Raw genomic sequence first — 19,360 nt, 5'->3', positions numbered from 1 at the left:
GGGGTGCGGCGAGCCGGCCGGCCGACGACTCCGCTCGCCCGGTCAGCTCTCCGTGCGGACTGTGTCGCGCGTCGTCGCGACGACGACCGGACGCAGCATGAGGCACACGAGCACCACCACCGCGAGCACCATGACCGCGATCCCCGGAGCCGTGACCTCCACCTGGAGCCAGCTGAACGCGACGACGACCTGCAGCAGCTGCCAGGTGGCCACCGGGGACCGGGACCAGCGCTGTCCGCGCAGGAGTCCTCGCGCGCTCGCACCGAGCACCGCGGCCACCCCCAGGGCGAACACGACCAGGAAGATCGAGACGCCCACGGCCGACGACCTGCCCGAGACGAGCTCGACCAGGACGAGCAGCGCGCCGACGACGAGCGCGACCGCCTCGAGCCCGATCCCGGCGATCACGACCCACAGCGCGAGCGGTCGCGGACCACTCACAGGCGGGGTCGACGGGCCCGAACCGTCCTCAGGAGGTTCGGGCGTGGATTGATTCGGAGTCCTCACAGCTGCCACGACAACCCAGACTACGCGTGACCTGCACCTTCACCGAAGTGTGACCAAGACCTCACCGTTCACGTCGCAGAAACTTTCCGGCAACCCCTTGTGCTGGGCTTCTCAAGATGTGAACCTAGTTCAAGCATCAATTACCCCCCACCTGAGCCTGAAGCCCTTTTGTGGACGTGCGTCCGACACCATTCCACCTGGGGCCTTGCTCGTCATGCCAAGGAGACCTCACATGGACTGGCGCCACCGCGCAGCCTGCCTGGACGAAGACCCGGAGCTGTTCTTCCCGATCGGGAACACCGGACCTGCCCTCCTCCAGATCGAAGAGGCGAAGGCCGTGTGCCGCCGCTGCGACGTCGTCGACACCTGCCTCAAGTGGGCACTCGAGTCCGGTCAGGACGCGGGAGTCTGGGGCGGCCTGTCCGAGGACGAGCGTCGTGCGCTCAAGCGCCGCACCGCTCGCGCTCGTCGCGCCGGCTGAGCTTCACATACTTTTCTCATAAAGGGCCGTCACCTGCTGGTGACGGCCCTTTATGTTTGCCTCGGGAAGAGAATTGTCGACGTTCTGGATCCTCTCCGTCGAGGCGCTCGTCACCCCTGGCGCGATCCACCGCCGTCACGCAGGACGAGCTGCAGCACGACCTGCGTCCCGCCTCCCGGACGATCGGACCACTCGATGGTCCCGCCCAGCTCGTTGGACACGAGCGTCGCGACGATCTGGGAGCCCAGGCCGCTCTTCTTGGGCTTCTCCGAGGGCTCGGTCCCGGGCACGGGCATGCCCACCCCGTCGTCGGCGACGATGATCCGCAACGCCGACCCCTCGCGCTGCGCGTCGATCTCGACCGTCCCGTTCGTCCGGTTCGAGAACCCGTGCTCGACTGCGTTGGTCACGAGCTCGGTCAGGACGAGCGCGAGCGGCGTGGCGTCCTCCGCCGGCACCAGTCCGAAGCTCCCCGTCTGGACCGTGCGGACCTTGGTGTCGGCCGAGGCCACGTCGGCAGCCAGGCGCAGCGCGCGCCCGCCCATGTCGTCGAACTCGACCTCCTCGTCGAGGGTCTGCGAGAGGCTCTCGTGGACCAGCGCGATGGTCGCGACGCGACGCATGGCCTCCTCGAGGGCCGCGCGCGCCTCGGGTACGTCCATCCGGCGCGCCTGGAGACGCAGCAGGGCAGCGACCGTCTGCAGGTTGTTCTTGACGCGGTGGTGGATCTCGCGGATCGTCGCGTCCTTGGTGATGAGCTCGCGCTCACGGCGGCGCAGCTCGGAGACGTCACGGCACAGCAGCACCGCACCGATCCGCTGCCCCGACTCGGTGAGCGGCAGGGCCCGCAGCGAGAGCGCGACCCCGCGGGCCTCGATGTCCGTGCGCCACGGGGCGCGGCCCATGACCACGAGCGGCAGGGACTCGTCGACGGGTGTCTGGTGCTCGATGAGGTCCGTCGTGACCTCGATGAGCGAGCGGCCCACGAGCGGCCCGATCACCCCGAGGCGGTGGAAGCAGCTCAGCGCGTTGGGGCTCGCGTAGAGGACCTCACCCTCGGAGTTGAGGCGGATCAGGCCGTCGCCCACGCGGGGCGCGCCCCGACGCGGGCCGGTCGCGGCGTTGGGCGCCGGGAACTCGCCCCGGGAGATCATCGCGATGAGGTCGTCGGCGGCCTCGACGTAGTTGAGCTCGAGCCGGCTGGGCGTGCGCCCGCTCCCGAGGTTGGTCTGGCGCGCGACGACGGCGATCGCGTGCCCGTTGTGGACGACGGGGATGGCCTCCTCGCGCACCGCGTACGCCCCGAACCAGCGCGGCTCGCGCGAGCGCTGCGACCGCGCCTCGGACAGCGCCCGCTCGAGCTGGGGGCGCTGCCCCTCGGGGGCGGTCGAGCCGACGATGTCGTCGTAGTGGACCGTGGCCCCCGTGCTGGGCCGGCACTGCGCAACGGCGACGAAGCTGCCGTCGTCGGTGGGCAGCCACAGGACGAGGTCCGCGAAGGCCAGGTCGGAGACCACCTGCCAGTCGCCGACGAGCAGGTGCAGCCATTCGTTGTCGGCAGGCGACAGCTCGGCGTGGCGGGAGATCAAGTCACTCATGGCAGACACGAGCCCAGCGTACGCATCCGTGGGCGTCTTCACGGGACCGGGGCCCCTCCTTCGGTAGAGTCGGACTCCCTGGCGCACCCTGCGCGCCGGTCAGCACGTCCCGAGGAGAACCTGTGCACCTGAGCGTCGATCTGCACTACCCCGCCGGTCTCGACGAGGTCACCCGGATGCTCGCGAGCGAGGCATTCGTCCGCTGGCGCGCGCAGCGCACGGGCGGCCCGCAGGCCCTCGTGGAGCTCGCCGACGTGACAGGCTCGATCGACGAGGGCTTCTCGGTGGTCGTGCGGCGCACGCTGCCCACGGACCAGATCCCGGGTCACCTGCGCGCGTTCGTGGGCAACGCGCTCGAGGTCCGCCAGGCCGAGGTGTGGGAGCCCGCGGACGGCGACGTCCGGCGCGGCACGGTCTCGCTCGAGATCACGGGAGCACCCGTGCGCATGACCGGCACGGTCACGCTCGAGGCCCTGCCCGACGGCGGCACTCGGCACGCGTACGACGGCGAGCTCAAGGCCACGGTCCCCCTGTTCGCGGCAGCCGTCGAGGAGGCCGCAGCCGGTGCTGTCCGCGCGACCCTCACGTCGGAGGAGCAGGCCGGCGTGGAGTGGCTCACGGCCCCCTGAGGCCTGCACGATCGTCCGCCCGGTCGACGACGCGAGCAGAGTTGAACGACCGTCCATATTACTTTCCAGGCGGTCGGGAACCAATAACGATTGGGGAACGGTCGGCGCGACCGTAACGCTCTGACCTGCATGGACACGCGCATGGGAGCGTTTCCACGACGGAATGTCACGTCGCGAGGTTGACATCCCCAGAACTGGCGGGCCACCATCATGGCACTTCGTGGGAGCGCTACCACCCCTGACCATGGGAGCGCTGCCACGCCGATCATCGACAAGGGAGTCATCGTGCTGAGCAGCACCCGTCCGACCCGCACCCGCACGGCAACCGCCGCCGTCGCAGGGCTCGCGGCCCTCACCCTCACCCTGACCGCCTGCTCCTCGGGCTCCGGCTCGTCGGACGACGGCAGCGGTTCCTCCGACGGCGACAAGATCACCCTCACCGTCGCCACGTTCAACGACTTCGGCTACACCGACGAGCTCCTCGCGGCGTACACCGCCGAGCACCCCAACGTCGAGGTCAAGCAGACCAAGGCCGCGAAGTCCGAGGACGCACGCACCAACCTCACGACCAAGCTCGCCGCCGGTGGCGACGGCCTGGCCGACATCGAGGCGATCGAGGTCGACTGGCTCCCCGAGCTCATGCAGTACCCCGACCTCTTCACGGACCTGACCGACGCCTCGCTCGACGGCCGCTGGGTCGACTGGAAGGTCCAGCAGGCCACGACGCCCGACGGCAAGGTCATCGGCTACGGCACCGACATCGGCCCGAGCGCGATCTGCTACCGCCAGGACCTGTTCGAGGCCGCAGGCCTCCCGACCGACCCGGCAGCCGTCGCCGAGCTCCTCGGCGGGGCCGACGCGACCTGGGACGACTACTTCGCCGCGGGCGCCACCTTCACGGCCGCGAGCGACGCCGCCTGGTACGACAGCGCGATGTCGATCTCCCAGGGCATGGTCAACCAGATCGACAACGCCTACGAGGAGTCCGACGGCACGGCCAAGGACCTCGCGACCAACACCGCGATCCAGGACATCTACAACACGGTCGTCGAGCAGTCGGCCACCAACGGCCTGTCCGCCGGGCTCGAGCAGTGGAGCGCCGACTGGGACGCCGCGTTCCAGAACAACGGCTTCGCCACGATGATCTGCCCCGCATGGATGACCGGCCCGGTCGAGGAGCGCTCGGGTGGCGTGACCGGCTGGAACGTCGCTGACGTCTTCCCCGGCGGCGGCCTCAACTGGGGCGGCTCGTTCCTCACGGTCCCCGCGTCGGGCAAGAACGCCGACGCCGCCAAGGAGCTCGCCGCCTGGCTGACCGACCCCGCGCAGCAGACCACGGCGTTCACCAACGCCGGCACCTTCCCCTCGCAGATCGAGGCGCAGGAGTCCGACGCCGTGCAGTCCTTCACCAACGAGTTCTTCAACGACGCACCGGTCGGCACCATCTTCGTCAACCGTGCGCTCGCGATCGACGGGGCCCCGTTCAAGGGCGCGAACTACTTCGCGATCCACCAGACGGTCCAGGACGCCATCAAGCGCGTCGACGTCGAGAAGACCGCCGACGCCCAGGCGTCGTGGGACAAGGCAGTCCAGGCCTACAAGGACCTGGGCCTGAGCTGATCCGGTGCGCGGGGTGACCTCTCCGGGAGGTCACCCCGCGCTCCCACGCCCCAGCCCGCCGTCGGGCACCGCGTCCCAGCTCGACCCAGCACAGGAAAGTCAGATGACCGTCCTTTCTCCCACCCAGCCCTCCCAGGGCCTCGGCGAACCGCCGCGCCGCTCCTCGCGCCGCGTCGGCTTCTCCCAGCGGCTCGGCCGCTGGGACGTCAAGCTCTCCCCCTACCTCTACATCTCCCCGTTCTTCATCCTCTTCGCCATCACGGGGCTCTTCCCGCTGATCTACACGGCGTTCGTGTCGGTCCACGAGTGGAACCTGCTGGGCGGACAGGGAGACTTCGTCGGCCTGCAGAACTTCACCGACGTGCTCGCGCAGCCCACCTTCTGGAAGTCGCTGCGCAACACCTTCTCGATCTTCCTGCTGTCCTCGGTCCCGCAGGTGATCTGCGCGATCATCATCGCGGCCCTGCTCGACCAGAACCTGCGCGCCGCCACGTTCTGGCGCATGGGCGTCCTGCTGCCCTACGTCGTGGCCCCCATCGCGGTCAGCCTCATCTTCGGGCGCCTCTTCGCCGACCAGTACGGCCTCATCAACGGTCTGCTCGGCACGTTCGGGATCGACCCCATCCGCTGGCACGCCGACACGCTCGCGAGCCACGTCGCGATCGCCTCGATGGTCAACTTCCGCTGGACCGGCTACAACGCGCTGATCTTCCTCGCCGCGATGCAGGCCGTCCCGCGCGAGCTCTACGAGGCCGCGATCATCGACGGCGCCGGACGCTTCCGCCAGTTCTTCTCCGTGACCGTCCCTCAGATCCGCGCCACGATCATCTTCGTCATCATCACCTCGACCATCGGCGGCCTGCAGATCTTCGACGAGGTCCGTGCGTTCGACGCCCAGGGGCTCGGCGGCGCCGACCGGCAGTGGATGACGACCGTGCTCTACCTCTACGACGTCGCGTGGGGCAACCAGAAGAACTTCGGCCGTGCGGCCGCGATCGCCTGGATCCTGTTCATCGTCATCCTGCTCATCGGCCTGGTGAACTTCGCGATCACGCGGAGCATCTCGACGTCGGGCCCCAGCAAGAAGGTCCCCCGCGGCGTCCAGCGTGCCCGACGCAAGGCCGCTGCCGCGGCCGTCCGCGCGCAGAACGCCTCCGGCCGACCCAGCGGTGCCCCCGCCCGCAGCACCAGCGCGCCCACGGGCGCTCCGAACGAACGGAAGAAGCGATGAGCTCGATCCCCGTCGTCGCGCAGACCGCCGGAGCCGGCGCCGCTCGCGCCGCGGCCCGCCGCCCGAACCGTCGCCCCGTCCGCAAGGGCACGGGCGGCCACACCCGCCGCCCGGGCTGGGTCACCTACACGGTCCTCGGGCTCGTGCTGCTGGTCTCGGTCTTCCCGCTGTACTTCACGCTCATCCTGGGCTCCTCGACCCCTGAGGAGATCTCCAAGAGCGCGCTGCCGCAGCTCCTGCCGGACATGAGCCTGTTCACCCAGTTCGCCGAGGTGGTCGGCTCGAGCGCGATCAACTTCTGGAAGGCGTTCACCAACTCGGTCATCATCGCGGTCATCACCTCGCTGTCCGTGGTGCTGTTCTCGACGCTCGCGGGCTACTCGTTCGCCAAGCTCCGCTTCCGCGGCCGGGGGCCCCTGCTGGTCTTCGTCATCGCGACCATGGCCGTGCCGACCCAGCTCGGCGTGATCCCCATGTTCATCCTCATGTCGGACCTGGGGTGGATCGGGAAGCTGCAGGCCGTGATCGTGCCGGCGCTCGTCACGGCGTTCGGCGTGTTCTGGATGACCCAGTACCTGTCCGAGTCGCTGCCGTACGAGCTCATCGAGGCCGCACGCGTCGACGGTGCGTCGATGTTCCGGACGTTCTGGTCGATCGCGCTGCCCGCGGCACGGCCCGCCGCCGCGATGCTCGGGCTGTTCACGTTCGTCCAGCAGTGGACGAACTTCTTCTGGCCGTCCATCGTGTTGAACCAGGAGAACCCGACGTTGCCGCTCGTGGTGCGCTCTCTCCAGGCGAACTACTTCGTGGACTACTCGCTCGTCATGGCAGGAGTGTTCCTCGTGACCCTGCCGTTGATCGTGCTGTTCATCTTCACGGGTCGCCAGCTGGTCGCCGGCATCATGCAAGGAGCTGTCAAGGGATGACCGAGATCATCACGCCCCGCACCCTGGGCACCACGGGGCGCGTCCCGTTCCCCGAGGGATTCCTCTGGGGCGCCGCCACGGCCGCGTTCCAGATCGAGGGGGCCGCGCACACCGACGGCCGCGAGGACTCCGTCTGGGACACGTTCTGCCGGATCCCGGGCGCCGTCCTGGGTGGCGACGACGGCGAGGTCGCGTGCGACCACTACCACCGCTACCGCGAGGACGTCGCGCTCCTGGCCGACCTGAACCTGGACACGTACCGGTTCTCGTCCTCCTGGGCGCGCGTGCAGCCCGGCGGCGGAGCGGTCAACCAGAAGGGGCTCGACTTCTACTCGCGCCTCGTCGACGAGCTGCTCGCCAAGGACCTCCTGCCCTGGATCACGCTGTACCACTGGGACCTCCCGCAGGCGATCGAGGACCAGGGCGGGTGGACCAACCGCGACACGGCCTACCGGTTCGCCGACTACGCCGTGACGATGCACGAGGCGCTCGGCGACCGGGTCGGGGTCTGGACGACCCTCAACGAGCCCTGGTGCTCGGCCTTCCTCGGGTACACCGGCGGCATCCACGCCCCCGGGCGCCAGAGCCGGCCCGACGGGCTCGCCGCGGCGCACCACCTGCTGCTCGGCCACGGCCTCGCGGTCCAGGCGCTGCGCGAGCGGGCCCCCGAGGCGAACCTCGGGATCACGCTCAACTTCACGGTCGCCGACCCGGTCGACCCCGACGACGCGGGCGACGTCGACGCGGCCCGCCGCATCGACGGCCAGTTCAACCGCATCTTCCTCGACCCGGTCATCAAGGGCGAGTACCCGGCCGACGTCCTCGCGGACGTCGCGCAGTACGGCTTCGCCGACCACGTCCAGGACGGCGACCTGGCGATCATCTCGTCGCCCATCGACGCGCTCGGTGTGAACTACTACCACGGCGAGCTCGTCTCCTCGCGTCCCGCGAGCACCGAGCTCGTGGGCGACGCCCCGGTCGAGCGCAGGACGTCGAGCCCCTACCCGGCCGCCGACGGCGTGTTCAACCACCCGCGCGGTCTGCCCGTCACGGACCAGAACTGGGAGATCCAGCCCGAGGGCCTGACGCGCCTGCTCAACCGCCTCCAGGCGGACTACACGGGTCCCGCGGGAGTGCCGCTCTACATCACCGAGAACGGCTGCGCCTACGACGACGTCGTGGAGGCCGACGGGTCGGTCGACGACCAGAACCGCCTCGAGTTCTTCGACGCCCACCTGCGGGCCGTCAAGGACGCGATCGTCGACGGCGCCGACGTGCGCGGCTACTTCGCGTGGTCGCTCCTGGACAACTTCGAGTGGTCGTGGGGCTACTCGAAGCGGTTCGGGGTCGTCCGGGTCGACTACGAGACCCAGGAGCGCACCGTCAAGGCCAGCGGTCGGTGGTTCGCCCAGGTGGCGGCCGACAACGCCGTCCCCGCGCGCTCCTAGCGCGTCGACGCCGATCGTGGCAGTTCTCTCATCGTGGCCTGGCAGGATACTGAGACCATGAGCACCTTGAGTTCCGCGCCGACCCTGGACGAGGTCGCCCAGACCGCCGGCGTGTCCCGCTCGACGGCGTCCCGCGCGATCAACGGCGGCCTGCGCGTCTCTCCCGAGGCGCAGGCCGCCGTCGACGCCGCGGTCCTCCAGCTCGGGTACACCCCGAACCGTGCGGCCCGCTCGCTCGTGACGCGACGGACCGACTCGATCGCGCTCGTCGTACCCGAGCCGGACGAGCGCATCCTCACGGACCCGTTCCTCTCGGGCACGCTCCGTGGGGTCAGTGCGGCCCTCGCCCCGACGGACCTGCAGCTCGTGCTGCTCATCGCCCGGCCCGACGAGCACGCGGGCCGGATCGTGCGCTACCTGCGCAGCGGTCACGTCGACGGCGCGATCATCACCTCGCACCACCGCGAGGACGACCTCGAGGGGGCGGTGCTCGCCTCGCCGCTGCCCGCGGTGTTCGTCGGGCGCCCCTTCACCGCGATGGACGACCTGGTCTACGTCGACGTCGACAACGTCGAGGGTGGTCGCATCGCGACCCGGCGCCTGCTCGACGGCGGCTACCGCCGCATCGCGACGATCGCCGGACCGCAGGACATGACGGCCGCGGTGGACCGCCTCGCGGGGTGGCGCGCGGCCCTGGGCTCGGCGGGCCTGCCCGACGACGCGATCGCCTACGGGGACTTCGCCGCGGCAGGCGGGGCGGCGGCCATGGAGGAGCTCCTCGACCGCCACCCGGACATCGACGCGGTCTTCGCCGCGTCGGACCTCATGGCCGAGGGCGCGCTGCGCGTCCTGCGCGCCCGGGGCAGGTCCGTGCCGGGCGACGTCGCGGTGGTCGGCTTCGACAACCTGGGCGTCGCCGCGACCACGAGCCCCGCCCTGACGACGGTCCAGAACCCCGTGGTGGAGATGGTCAAGGCTGCGACCGGCATGCTCCTCGACCTCATCGCCGACCGCCCCGTGAAGGAGTCGGCACGCGTCTTCTCCCCCGAGCTCATCCGCGGGGCGTCGGACTGACGGTAGGCAGTGGCGGTATCCGGCACGCGTCCGTACCAGACCTCTCCCCTCGTCGGTGGTGAGCGTCCGCGCACGTCCCGCCACCCCCGAGCCTTTCCCCGCGAGATCGGCCAACGGGGGTCTTCTCAGCGATTCGACCCCCGTTGGCCGCATCTCGGCCTCAGAGCGTCCCGACCTCCGCGGCGACGCGAGCGGTCGGGCGCCACTCTTCCGCAGGGGTCGGCGAGCGTCACCGACCTCATGAACCGCAGCGTCAGTCGACGTCCCACTGGTCGGCGCGCTCGTCCCCCCGGCCCACGTCCACGCCACGGGCCGCGACCTCGGCGACCACGGCCGCGACGACCACCTCGACGAGCAACGCACCCGCGACGGCGAAGAACGCGACGTCCGTGGCGCCGTCGGGCTCGAGGACCGTCACCACGAGCGCGACCACGACGACGAGGGCCGCCCCCGGGACCACGACCCTGAGCGCCGCCCGGTGCCCGGCGATCCACCCCGCGTCGCTGCGCTGCGTCGCGGGCGTCCTGATCCCGATCAGACCGTTGCGCGTCATCCGGTCGGTCGCGCCGAGGAACGCGAGCCACGCGACGAGGAGCGCGACCACGACGAGTATCCAGACTCCGAGCACGGGGGCCCCTTCCTAGCGGGGATCGGTGCGGACGTCGTGGTCCGCGGGGACGAACAGCTCCTCGATCGACGCGCCAAGGAGGGCTGACAACCGGAACGCGAGCGGGAGGCTCGGGTCGAACCGCCCGCGCTCGATCGAGATGACGGTCTGGCGGGAGACCCCGAGCCGCTCGGCGAGCTCGGCCTGCGTGAGCCCGAGAGCCGCGCGGCGGGTGCGCACGTGGTTCTCCATCAGGCGGCGACCAGGCGTGCCCAGTGCACGCGGGAGCGCAGCGCGAAGTCGAACAGCACGACGACCAGCCCGGCGACGGGGAGCCAACGAGCGAGGTCGCCTCCCGCGAGCGCCGCGAGGAGGGCGACGAGGAGCAGAACGCTCACGGCGTCGGGGAACGCCTGCACACCGGCGAGTCGGAAGACCTCGCGCTCGACCGATCCCGCGGCCAGCTCGGGCCCCAACGACTCGGGCACGCGCGCGAACAGCGTCCGGACGGACAGGTGGACTCCCACGACTAGAGCGACGATCAGCCCGACGAGGGCCCCCCGAGCGCCACCGACCAGCACCGCACCTTCCGACCAGGCCGTCGCGCCGCCGAGCGCCGCGCCCAGGACCACGGTCACGGCAGCGGTCAGGGCGACGGTCCGGAGGGCTCGGTGCAGCATGCGTTCAGAGTAAAGGACACTTCACATCCAGACAAGGGTCAGATGAGCGGCGCGCCACACACTCCGATCCGCACCTCTTGTGAAAGTTCTCACAAGAAGCGTCGGTGAGTCGCGGGTCACAGGCGCGTACGGTCGAGGGACGTCGCGTCGACGCCGACCCGTGCGCGCCCGGGAGGGCTTCCCGACACCCATCCACGGACGGAAGGACCTGTCATGACCTCCCTCGCGAGCTCTCCCCCGGGTCCAGCCGGCCGACCGACCTCGTCACCGACCGCAGGACGTGGGAGCGGCTCGCGCCCGAGCCGCACGCTCGCGCCGCTCGCGGTCGCGGGCATGACCTCGCTCTCGACCGTCGACTGGCCGGGGCGCCTCGTCGCGACCGTGTTCCTGCAGGGCTGCCCCTGGCGCTGCACCTACTGCCACTCGAGGGACCTCGCCCCTACCACCCCCGCAGACACCGAGGGACCCATCGCATGGACCGACGTCGTCACGTTCCTCGAGCGGCAGCGTGACCGTCTCGACGGGGTCGTCTTCTCGGGCGGCGAGCCCACGCTCCAGGCCGCGCTCCCCGCAGCGATCGCCGACGTGCGGGAGCTGGGGCTCGCCGTCGGGCTGCACACCGCAGGCCCCTGGCCCGTGCGGCTCGAGCACGTCCTGCCGCTCGTCGACTGGGTGGGCCTCGACATCAAGCACCTGCCCGAGGACTACGCGCTCGTCACGGGTGCGCGGCCCTCGGGCGAGGCCGCCTACAAGTCGCTCGCGGTGCTCCAGCGCTCGGGAGTCGACCACGAGGTCCGCACGACCGTCGACCCGACCGTCCACTCGCGCGCGGACGTCCTCGAGCTCTGCGGACGGCTCGCAGCACTGGGGGTGCGTGGGCACGTGCTCCAGGAGGCGCACCCCCTCGGGACGGACGCCCGGTACGCCGCGGCGCTGGCCGGCCGTCGGCTCTCCGACGTGCTCCACGACGACGACCTGCCGCAGCTCGAGCGCCGCACCTAGCGGGGTGCCGAGCCCGAGGCTTCTCCGGTGACCAGCGGTGGTCGCCGGACGGGCCTCGGGCTCGGCGTCCCGGGCAGACTGCCTCAGCGCGTCACGTGCCCGAAGCGGTGCATCGTCCGGCTGATCGCCTGCTCGCGCAGGACCGTGAGCAGCTCGCGCCGACCGCTCGCCAGCACCGGGTGGTCGAGCACCGTCACGTCGCCCACGCGGCCGGCCGCAGCCTCGCGCAGCCCGGGCGCCGCGCCCACGACGCGCACCCTGCCCGTGACCTCGCCCCGCGCGACCGCCGCGGCGAAGTCCTCGTCGCTCACGGCCGACGGTCCGTCGGCACGGCTCACGACGACCGGCACCCCGGCCGTGCGCGCCGCGGACAGCACGCGCTCGACCTCGACGGGCGCAGCCCCCGTCCCGACCCGGACCGTGAGCACGTCGATCGGCCGGTACCGGAACAGGTTGGACTCGACGTGCAGCCCCGAGGGGTCGTGCTCGACCGCGAACTCGTGCGCCCACCAGCGGGCGTCGTCGGCCCGTGCCCACGCGAGCCAGGCCTCGGGCGAGGTCTCGCGCGCGGGGACGGGTCCGCCGTCGGGCAGGCCGCCCGCCGGGCCTTCACCCGGGACGACCGCGTCGCTCCACATGCCCAGCTCGGCCACGTAGTTGGGCCCACCGGCCTTGGCGCCGGGGCCCACGGCCGAGCGCTTCCAGCCGCCGAACGACTGGCGCTGAACGATGGCCCCCGTGATGACCCGGTTGACGTACGCGTTGCCGACCTGGACGCGGTCGAGCCAGGTGTCGACCTCGGCGTCGTCGAGGCTGTGGATTCCGCCCGTGAGACCGAACGAGACCGCGTTCTGCAGCTCGATCGCCTCGTCGAGCGTCGCGGCCGTCATGACGCCCAGCACGGGGCCGAACACCTCGGTGAGGTGGAAGAACGAGCCGGGCGCGACGCCCGAGCGCAGGCCCGGGGTCCACAGACGCCCGTCCTCGTCGAGCCGGCGCGGCGCGACGAGCCACTGCTCCCCGGGCTCGAGCGTCGTGAGGGCGCGCAGGAGCTTGCCCTCGGCGACCTCGGTGAGCGGTCCCATGGTCGTCGAGACGTCGGTCGCCGGTCCCACCGCGAGCGAGCGGACCGCGTCCACGAGCTGCACCGAGAACCGGCGGCCGGTCTCGGTGCGCTGGTCGCCGACCGAGCCCACGAGGATCACGAGCGAGGCAGCCGAGCACTTCTGCCCCGCGTGGCCGAACGCCGAGCGCACGACGTCCGCCGCCGCGAGGTCGAGGTCCGCCGAAGGGGTCACGACGATCGCGTTCTTGCCCGACGTCTCGGCGAGCACGTCCAGGCCGGGGCGCCACGACGCGAACATCTGCGCGGTCTCGATCGCACCCGTGAGGATCACGCGGGCCACGCCCTCGTGCGTCACGAGATGGCGCCCCAGGTCGCCGTCGGGCACGCGCGAGAGCTGTACGACGTCGCGCACGGCCTCGGGCGTGAGGCTGCTGCCCGCGGGCGCGTCCGCGACCGCGTCGGCGAGCCCCGCGTGGATCGCATCGACCGCGACCTCGAGGCAGCGCGGCGTCGCGGGGGCCGGCTTGGCGACCACGGCCGAGCCGGCCGCGAGCGCCGCGACGATCCCGCCCACGGGGATCGCGACGGGGAAGTTCCAGGGCGGGGTCACGAGAGTCACGCCGTCGGGCGTGAAGGTCGCGCCGGGCACCTGGTCGAGCGCCTCGGCCGACCGCGCGTAGTAGCTCGCGAAGTCGACGGCCTCGCTGACCTCGGGGTCGGCCTCGGCGACGGTCTTGCCGGGCTCGTGCACCATGGCGGTCACGAGAGCGGTGCGGGCGTCCTCGAGCCGCACGGCCACGGCCCGCAGCGCGCGGGCGCGGTCCGCGGGGGCGACCTGCGCCCAGGCCGCGGCGGCCTTCTCGGCGCGCGCGACGACGTCGTCCACCTCGTCCGTGCTGGTCACCTCGGGAGACTGCGCGGGCACGTACCCGGAGTCCGGTCCGACGACCCGTGCGGCCCAGGCGCGGTTCGCCGCGACGGCCGGGTCGGTGTCGGAGGCGTTGCGGAACCCGGACCCGACGGTGCGGTCGGGCGTCGCGGCGTCGCGTGGCCCGACGGCGTCGCGCACCCGACGACGCGGCGTCACGTCCGCGTCGGCGTACTGCGTGCCGAGAAGGACCGAGGCGCGGTACGCGGCCTCCTGGCGGTCCATCGCGGAGCCGGCGGAGTTGTCAGAACCAGCACGGTCCCGAGCCCGGTCCAGCTCTGACACCGGGTCGGTGGCAGGCGCGAACATGGCGTGCAGGAAGTTCTGCTCGGCCGCGTTCTCCTCGAGACGGCGCACGAGGTAGGAGATCGCGACGTCGAAGTCCTCGCGCGCGACGACCGGCGTGTAGAGGACGACGCGGCCGCCGTCCCGGGAGACCTCGTCCCGCACGGCCCGCGCCTCGCCGGGCGCCATGCCCTGGAGCATCTCGATGTCGAGCGCGTGGCTGACCCCGCGTGCACGCGCGGCGAGGATCGCGAGCGCGACGTGGAACAGGTTGTGGCTCGCGACGCCGATCCGCACGGCGTCGGTGCGCGGGGCGCGCAGCGCATGGTCGACGAGGCGCACGTAGTTGGCGTCGACGTCGGGCTTGGTCGGGTAGGGCGCCTGCTCCCAGCCGTGGAGCTCGGCCTCGACCTTCTCCATCGCGAGGTTCGCGCCCTTGACGAGGCGCACCTTGACGGGGGCGCCGCCCGCCGCGACGCGCTCGGTCGCGAACGCGGTGAGGCCGTCGAGCGCGCCGAGCGCGTCGGGCAGGTACGCCTGGAGCACGATCCCGGCCTCCAGGGCGCGGAACTCCTCGCGCCCCAGGATCGCCTGGAAGACCTCGGTCGTCAGCGCCAGGTCGCGGTACTCCTCCATGTCGAGGTTGAGGAAGACCCCGTGGTCGCGCGCTGCGCGGAACAGCGGCAGGAGCCGCTCGACGACGCGGTCGCGCGACCCCTCGAGGTCCCACGTGACGAGCTGGGACGCGACCGAGGACACCTTGACCGACACGTAGTCGACGTCAGGGCGCTCGACGAGCGCGATGGTCCGGGCGAGACGGGCCTGCGCCTCGTCCTCGCCGAGCACGGCCTCTCCGAGGAGGTTGACGTTGAGCGCGTACCCCTCGGCGCGCGTGCGCGCGAGGTGCTTGCCGAGACCCGGGCCGGCGTCGGCCACGAGGTGGCCCACGAGCTGGCGCAGGCGGATCCGCGCGGCGGGCACGACGACCGTCGGCAGCACGGGCGCCATGCGCGCGCCGAGCCGCAGCAGCGTGGTGTCGACCGGGCCGAGGAAGCCCTTGGCGCCTCCCGCGAGCTCACCCAGCAGGCCCAGCTCGCGCGCGGCGACCTGGACGTCCTGCGGGCGCGCCACGTTGTCGACGAAGCGCACGGCGAGCTCGAGGCCCGCGGGGTCGGACACCAGTGCGCCGAGCCGCTCGGCGGTCCTGCGCTCGCGCGCCCCCTCGGAGGCCGCTTCCGCCGCGGCGATCCAGCTGCGGGCGAGGCGCGCGGCGTCGTCGGTCAGGTCGGCGATCGGGGCGTCGGTCGATGTGCTGGTCGGGCCGTCGGCCCTGTCGGCCGGGTGCAGGGGCGCAGCGGTGCCGGCTCGTGACCGGTCCTCCGCGTGTGGTGTAGCCGCGAGGGCGTCGTCGCTCATCTCCCTAGCCTGCCCCCGATGCTGACGCTTCGTCTTGTACGATCCGGGCTGTCATGGCACCACTTCCGGACAAGCCCACCGCACCGCGCACCTGGCCCGAGGGCGAGGCGCTGCTCGCTGCCCTCAGCCCCGCGATGGTCGACCTCATGGACGAGCTGGCGTCGACCATGTTCTGCGCCAAGGACGTCACGGGCCGCTACGTGCTGGTCAACCGGGTCTTCGTGGCCCGCACCACCGAACGCTCGCGCCGCACGGTCCTGGGGCGGCGCGCCACGGACCTGTTCGTGCCGCAGCTCGCCGAGCGCTACGACCAGCAGGACGCCGAGGTGCTGCGCACGGGTCGCCCGCTGCGCAACGAGCTCGAGCTCATCCGCCGCCTGGGCGGTACGCCCGGCTGGTTCCTCACGTCCAAGCTCCCGGTGCACGACGGCGCAGGTCGCCTCGTCGGGCTGGTCTCGGTCTCGCAGGACCTGCGCGAGGACGACGCCGACGACGCCTCGATGGACTCGATGGCGCGGCTCGTCGCGGGGATCGAGGCACGCCTCGGCCAGTCGCTCACGGTCGCCGACCTCGCGGCCCTCGCGGGGTGCACGCCCGCGGTGCTCGACCGGCGCGTGCGCCGGGTGTTCTCGCTCAGCCCGCGCCAGCTCGTGCTCCGCGCCCGGGTCGACCGCGCGGCCGAGATGCTCGCGGCGACGGACTCCCCCATCGCCGAGATCGCGGTCGTCACGGGCTTCTACGACCAGCCCGCGTTCACCCGGACCTTCGCGCGCCTGACGGGCGAGACGCCGTCGTCGTTCCGGCGCCGGGCGCGGCGGTGAGCGAGTCGGCGTGACGTGTCGCGCCGAGCCGCCTAGCCTCGGGGCGACGAGGATCGAAGGGATCCCCCCGACGACGAGGAGACCTGTGCCCGTGCGCCACGACGACCGTCCCCGACGCACTGCCGGCGCGCTCGTGCTCGGTGCCGCGGTGCTCCCCCTGCTGGCGGCGTGCGGTGTGGGCGACGACGTGGTCGCCTGCGCGCTCGTCATGCACGCGTCGACGCTCGAGGTGCGGCTCGCCGACTCGTGGCCCGACCGCGAGGCCTTCGACGTCGCGGTCGAGTGCCCGCCGGGTACCGGGGGCTGCGACCTCGTCCGCGCGGGCACGGTGCAGCTGGTGCCGGCCCCGGACGCTCCGCCGATCGCCGACCTCTCCGGTGGTGCAGATCCGTCCGTCGCCGCGCCGTCCGACGGCTCGGCCGACGCACCGGCAGCGCCGTCCCCGCCCACGGTCACCGGGCCGGTCTGGACCGGCACCACCTTCTCCCCGCCGTCGGAGGTCGTCGTCACGGTCGAGCGCACCTCGACGGGCGACGTCGCGCTCGACCGCGTCGTCGAGCTCGACTGGCGGGCAGAGAGCCCCGACGACGACTGCCCCGGCCCCCGGACGGTGACGGTCGTCCTGGACGAGGAGTGAGCAGCGCGCGTCCGGTCGCCACGGAAGGACGCCCGCGGGGGCCCGCCCCGGGCCGTACGCGCTCCCGGTCGCGCACCCGCGCCGGCCGTGCCAAGACTGGGACCCATGACCTCGATCCCCACCGCCGCCCTGCCCGGCGGCGACATCCCCCTGCTCGGCCTCGGCACCTGGCAGTCCGAGGGCGACGACTGCTACCGCGCGGTCCGCCACGCGCTCGACGTCGGGTACCGGCACATCGACACCGCGACCATGTACGGCAACGAGGAGCAGGTCGGCCGTGCCCTCGCCGCGTCGGGCGTCCCGCGCGAGGACGTGTTCCTCACGACCAAGCTGCGCCCCGCCGACGTCGGGCGCGAGCACGAGACCCTCGCGCAGTCGCTGCGCCTGCTCGGCACGGACTACCTGGACCTGTGGCTCATCCACTGGCCGCCGTCGGGCGACGCCTCGCCCTGGGTGTGGGCCGAGCTGCTCGCGGCGCGGAACGTGGGCCTCGTGCGATCGGTCGGGGTGTCCAACTACTCGGTGGACCAGCTCGACATCCTGTCCGAGCAGACCGGTGAGACGCCCGCGGTCAACCAGATTCCGTGGGGCCCTGACGACTACGACGCGCAGGTCGTCGAGCAGCACGCCAAGCGCGGCGTGGTCCTCGAGGGGTACAGCCCGTTCAAGCGCACGAACCTCGACTCCCCCGCCCTGCAGGCCGTCGCCCGGGCGCACGGCGTGAGCACCGCGCAGGTCGTCGTGCGCTGGCACCTCGATCACGGGTTCGTCGTGATCCCCAAGTCGGTGACCCCGGCACGGATCGAGACGAACTTCGACGTCACGGGCTTCTCCCTGACCCCCGACGAGCTCGCGAGCATCGACGCGCTCGGGTGAGGACACGACCGCCGGGACGGGCGCGGACGTGAATCACGCCCCGACCTGGCGGTACGTTGGTCGGACACGGTCCCTCACCACGGGACCGCGAGGAATCCCTCATCACCCGGAGGAAGAGTGACGACGACGTCCACGCCGCCCACGAGCGGTGCCACCCAGCCAGCACCCACCCCTGAGAAGGCCTCGGCCCTCGCGACGGCCCACAGCCAGCTCGCGAACGCGGTGGAGATCCTCGGCTACGACCCGGGCCTGCACGAGATGCTCGCGACCCCGCGCCGCGAGGTCAACGTCTCGGTCCCGCTCCGACGCGACAGCGGGGACATCGTGCTGTTCCGCGGCTACCGCGTCCAGCACAACGTCTCGCGCGGCCCCGGCAAGGGCGGTCTGCGCTACCACCCCAGCGTCGACATCGACGAGGTGCGCGCGCTCGCGATGTGGATGACCTGGAAGTGCGCCGTCGTCGACCTGCCGTACGGCGGGGCCAAGGGCGGCGTGTCGATCGACCCGCGTGAGTACTCGCAGGCCGAGCTCGAGCGCGTGACCCGTCGCTACACGAGCGAGATCATGCCCGTGATCGGCCCCGAGCGGGACATCATGGCACCGGACATGGGCACCAACGAGCAGACCATGGCGTGGGTCATGGACACCTACTCGGTCAACCGGGGCTACACGATCCCGGGCGTCGTGACGGGCAAGCCCATCCCCGTGGGCGGTTCGCTCGGGCGCACCACGGCCACGTCGCAGGGCGTGGTCCACACGACCAGGGCCGCGCTCGCCGAGGCGGGCCTCGAGCTCTCCGACGCGTCGGTCGCGGTCCAGGGCTTCGGCAAGGTCGGCTCGCACGCCGCCGCGATCCTCGCGGGCCACGGCGCCCGGGTCGTCGCGGTGAGCGACCAGTACGGCGGCATCCACGACGAGGACGGACTGGACGTCGCCGCGCTGTTCCGGCACGTCGCCGAGACCGGGACCGTGGTCGGCTTCGAGGACGCCGAGCCGATCGACAACCACGCGCTGCTCGCGCTGCCGGTCGACGTGCTCATCCCGGCCGCGGTCGAGGGCGTGCTCGACGACGTGACCGCGCACACCGTCAAGGCGCGCTGGGTCGTCGAGGGCGCGAACGGCCCGACCACGGCCGCGGGCGACCGGATCCTCGCCAAGAACGGCGTGACCGTGGTGCCGGACATCCTCGCGAACGCCGGCGGCGTCGTCGTGTCCTACTTCGAGTGGGTCCAGGCGAACCAGGCGTACTGGTGGACCGAGCAGGAGATCGGCGAGAAGCTCGAGCACCGCATGCACGTGGCCTACCAGGGGGTCTCGTCGTTGGCGCGCCGCGAGGAGCTGAGCCTGCGCGACGCCGCGCTCGTCATCGGCATCCAACGGACCGCCGAGGCGCACCAGATCCGCGGGCTCTACCCGTAGGGTCCTTGCTCGACGCTCGGCAGGGGCGGTCCTCGCACGGCGATGGCCGCCCCTCGCGCGTCGGGGGCGGGGCGGGTGCCGGGCCGTGGGAGGTGCCAGGCCCGACGGC

At 72.0% G+C, this 19,360-nt stretch carries 18 protein-coding genes; 12 read left to right on the top strand and 6 right to left on the bottom strand.

Going from position 1 to position 19,360, the window contains the following annotated elements:
* Positions 1-42: 42 nt before the first annotated feature.
* Complete coding sequence (locus ASE27_RS03775; protein WP_157257360.1) at positions 43-441, bottom strand: hypothetical protein; 399 nt, start codon at positions 439-441, stop codon at positions 43-45.
* Positions 442-739: 298 nt separating this feature from the next.
* On the opposite strand from ASE27_RS03775, the gene ASE27_RS03770 reads away from it, so the two are divergent.
* Positions 740-988 (top strand): WhiB family transcriptional regulator, encoded by a 249-nt coding sequence (locus ASE27_RS03770; protein ID WP_056645926.1) that lies wholly within the window; start codon positions 740-742, stop codon positions 986-988.
* A gap of 110 nt (positions 989-1,098) precedes the next feature.
* Here the strand turns inward: ASE27_RS03770 and ASE27_RS03765 are convergent, their stop codons facing one another.
* Complete coding sequence (locus ASE27_RS03765; protein ID WP_056646729.1) at positions 1,099-2,586, bottom strand: sensor histidine kinase; 1,488 nt, start codon at positions 2,584-2,586, stop codon at positions 1,099-1,101.
* Positions 2,587-2,708: 122 nt separating this feature from the next.
* On the opposite strand from ASE27_RS03765, the gene ASE27_RS03760 reads away from it, so the two are divergent.
* From ASE27_RS03760 to ASE27_RS03735, 6 genes are all read left to right on the top strand, one after another.
* The gene (locus ASE27_RS03760; protein ID WP_056645924.1) at positions 2,709-3,215 is read left to right on the top strand and encodes a DUF2505 domain-containing protein; all 507 of its coding nucleotides are present in this window, start codon (positions 2,709-2,711) and stop codon (positions 3,213-3,215) included.
* A 285-nt stretch (positions 3,216-3,500) separates the two neighbouring features.
* Positions 3,501-4,835, top strand: coding sequence for an extracellular solute-binding protein (locus tag ASE27_RS03755; protein WP_056645921.1), 1,335 nt, complete (start codon positions 3,501-3,503; stop codon positions 4,833-4,835).
* 103 nt (positions 4,836-4,938) lie between these two features.
* Positions 4,939-6,066 carry a carbohydrate ABC transporter permease gene (locus tag ASE27_RS03750; RefSeq protein ID WP_056645917.1) on the top strand — a complete coding sequence of 376 codons (1,128 nt, stop codon included), beginning with the start codon at positions 4,939-4,941 and terminating at the stop codon, positions 6,064-6,066.
* The gene (locus tag ASE27_RS03745; RefSeq protein WP_056645914.1) at positions 6,063-6,992 is read left to right on the top strand and encodes a carbohydrate ABC transporter permease; all 930 of its coding nucleotides are present in this window, start codon (positions 6,063-6,065) and stop codon (positions 6,990-6,992) included. The genes ASE27_RS03750 and ASE27_RS03745 overlap by 4 nt, the downstream gene beginning before the upstream one ends.
* On the top strand, positions 6,989-8,440 hold the full coding sequence (locus ASE27_RS03740) for a GH1 family beta-glucosidase (RefSeq protein ID WP_056645911.1): 1,452 nt from the start codon (positions 6,989-6,991) through the stop codon (positions 8,438-8,440). Before ASE27_RS03745 ends, ASE27_RS03740 begins: the two co-directional genes overlap by 4 nt.
* Positions 8,441-8,497: 57 nt before the next feature.
* Positions 8,498-9,514, top strand: coding sequence for a LacI family DNA-binding transcriptional regulator (locus tag ASE27_RS03735; RefSeq protein ID WP_056645908.1), 1,017 nt, complete (start codon positions 8,498-8,500; stop codon positions 9,512-9,514).
* A gap of 253 nt (positions 9,515-9,767) precedes the next feature.
* Here ASE27_RS03735 and ASE27_RS03730 read toward each other — a convergent pair whose 3' ends face one another.
* The 3 genes from ASE27_RS03730 to ASE27_RS03720 are packed head-to-tail and all read right to left on the bottom strand — an operon-like array spanning position 9,768 to position 10,801.
* Complete coding sequence (locus ASE27_RS03730; RefSeq protein WP_068624490.1) at positions 9,768-10,142, bottom strand: SdpI family protein; 375 nt, start codon at positions 10,140-10,142, stop codon at positions 9,768-9,770.
* Positions 10,143-10,154: 12 nt separating this feature from the next.
* Positions 10,155-10,373: a helix-turn-helix transcriptional regulator gene (locus ASE27_RS03725; RefSeq protein WP_056645901.1), complete on the bottom strand. Its 219-nt coding sequence runs from the start codon at positions 10,371-10,373 to the stop codon at positions 10,155-10,157.
* On the bottom strand, positions 10,373-10,801 hold the full coding sequence (locus tag ASE27_RS03720) for a hypothetical protein (RefSeq protein WP_056645899.1): 429 nt from the start codon (positions 10,799-10,801) through the stop codon (positions 10,373-10,375). The genes ASE27_RS03725 and ASE27_RS03720 overlap by 1 nt, the downstream gene beginning before the upstream one ends.
* A 213-nt stretch (positions 10,802-11,014) precedes the next feature.
* On the opposite strand from ASE27_RS03720, the gene ASE27_RS03715 reads away from it, so the two are divergent.
* Entirely contained in the window at positions 11,015-11,803 is a 789-nt protein-coding gene (locus ASE27_RS03715; RefSeq protein ID WP_082608466.1) for an anaerobic ribonucleoside-triphosphate reductase activating protein, read from the top strand.
* Between the two features lie 83 nt (positions 11,804-11,886).
* Here ASE27_RS03715 and ASE27_RS03710 read toward each other — a convergent pair whose 3' ends face one another.
* Complete coding sequence (locus tag ASE27_RS03710) at positions 11,887-15,498, bottom strand: proline dehydrogenase family protein (protein ID WP_082608465.1); 3,612 nt, start codon at positions 15,496-15,498, stop codon at positions 11,887-11,889.
* A 53-nt stretch (positions 15,499-15,551) separates the two neighbouring features.
* Between ASE27_RS03710 and ASE27_RS03705 the strand changes: the two genes are divergently transcribed.
* The 4 genes from ASE27_RS03705 (at position 15,552) to ASE27_RS03690 (ending at position 19,251) form a co-directional block, all read left to right on the top strand.
* Positions 15,552-16,319: an AraC family transcriptional regulator gene (locus ASE27_RS03705; protein WP_056645896.1), complete on the top strand. Its 768-nt coding sequence runs from the start codon at positions 15,552-15,554 to the stop codon at positions 16,317-16,319.
* A gap of 91 nt (positions 16,320-16,410) precedes the next feature.
* Positions 16,411-16,956 (top strand): hypothetical protein, encoded by a 546-nt coding sequence (locus ASE27_RS03700; RefSeq protein WP_157257359.1) that lies wholly within the window; start codon positions 16,411-16,413, stop codon positions 16,954-16,956.
* A gap of 105 nt (positions 16,957-17,061) precedes the next feature.
* Positions 17,062-17,832, top strand: a complete 771-nt coding sequence (locus ASE27_RS03695) for an aldo/keto reductase (RefSeq protein WP_056645890.1) — start codon at positions 17,062-17,064, stop codon at positions 17,830-17,832.
* 117 nt (positions 17,833-17,949) lie between these two features.
* Positions 17,950-19,251: a Glu/Leu/Phe/Val dehydrogenase gene (locus ASE27_RS03690; protein WP_056645886.1), complete on the top strand. Its 1,302-nt coding sequence runs from the start codon at positions 17,950-17,952 to the stop codon at positions 19,249-19,251.
* The last annotated feature ends 109 nt before the right edge of the window (positions 19,252-19,360 follow it).

The organism is Oerskovia sp. Root918 (genome assembly GCF_001428945.1).
GTDB lineage: Bacteria > Actinomycetota > Actinomycetes > Actinomycetales > Cellulomonadaceae > Oerskovia > Oerskovia enterophila.
The sequence above is the reverse complement of the archived record's forward strand: the minus strand, read 5'-3'. Positions and strand labels throughout refer to the sequence as shown.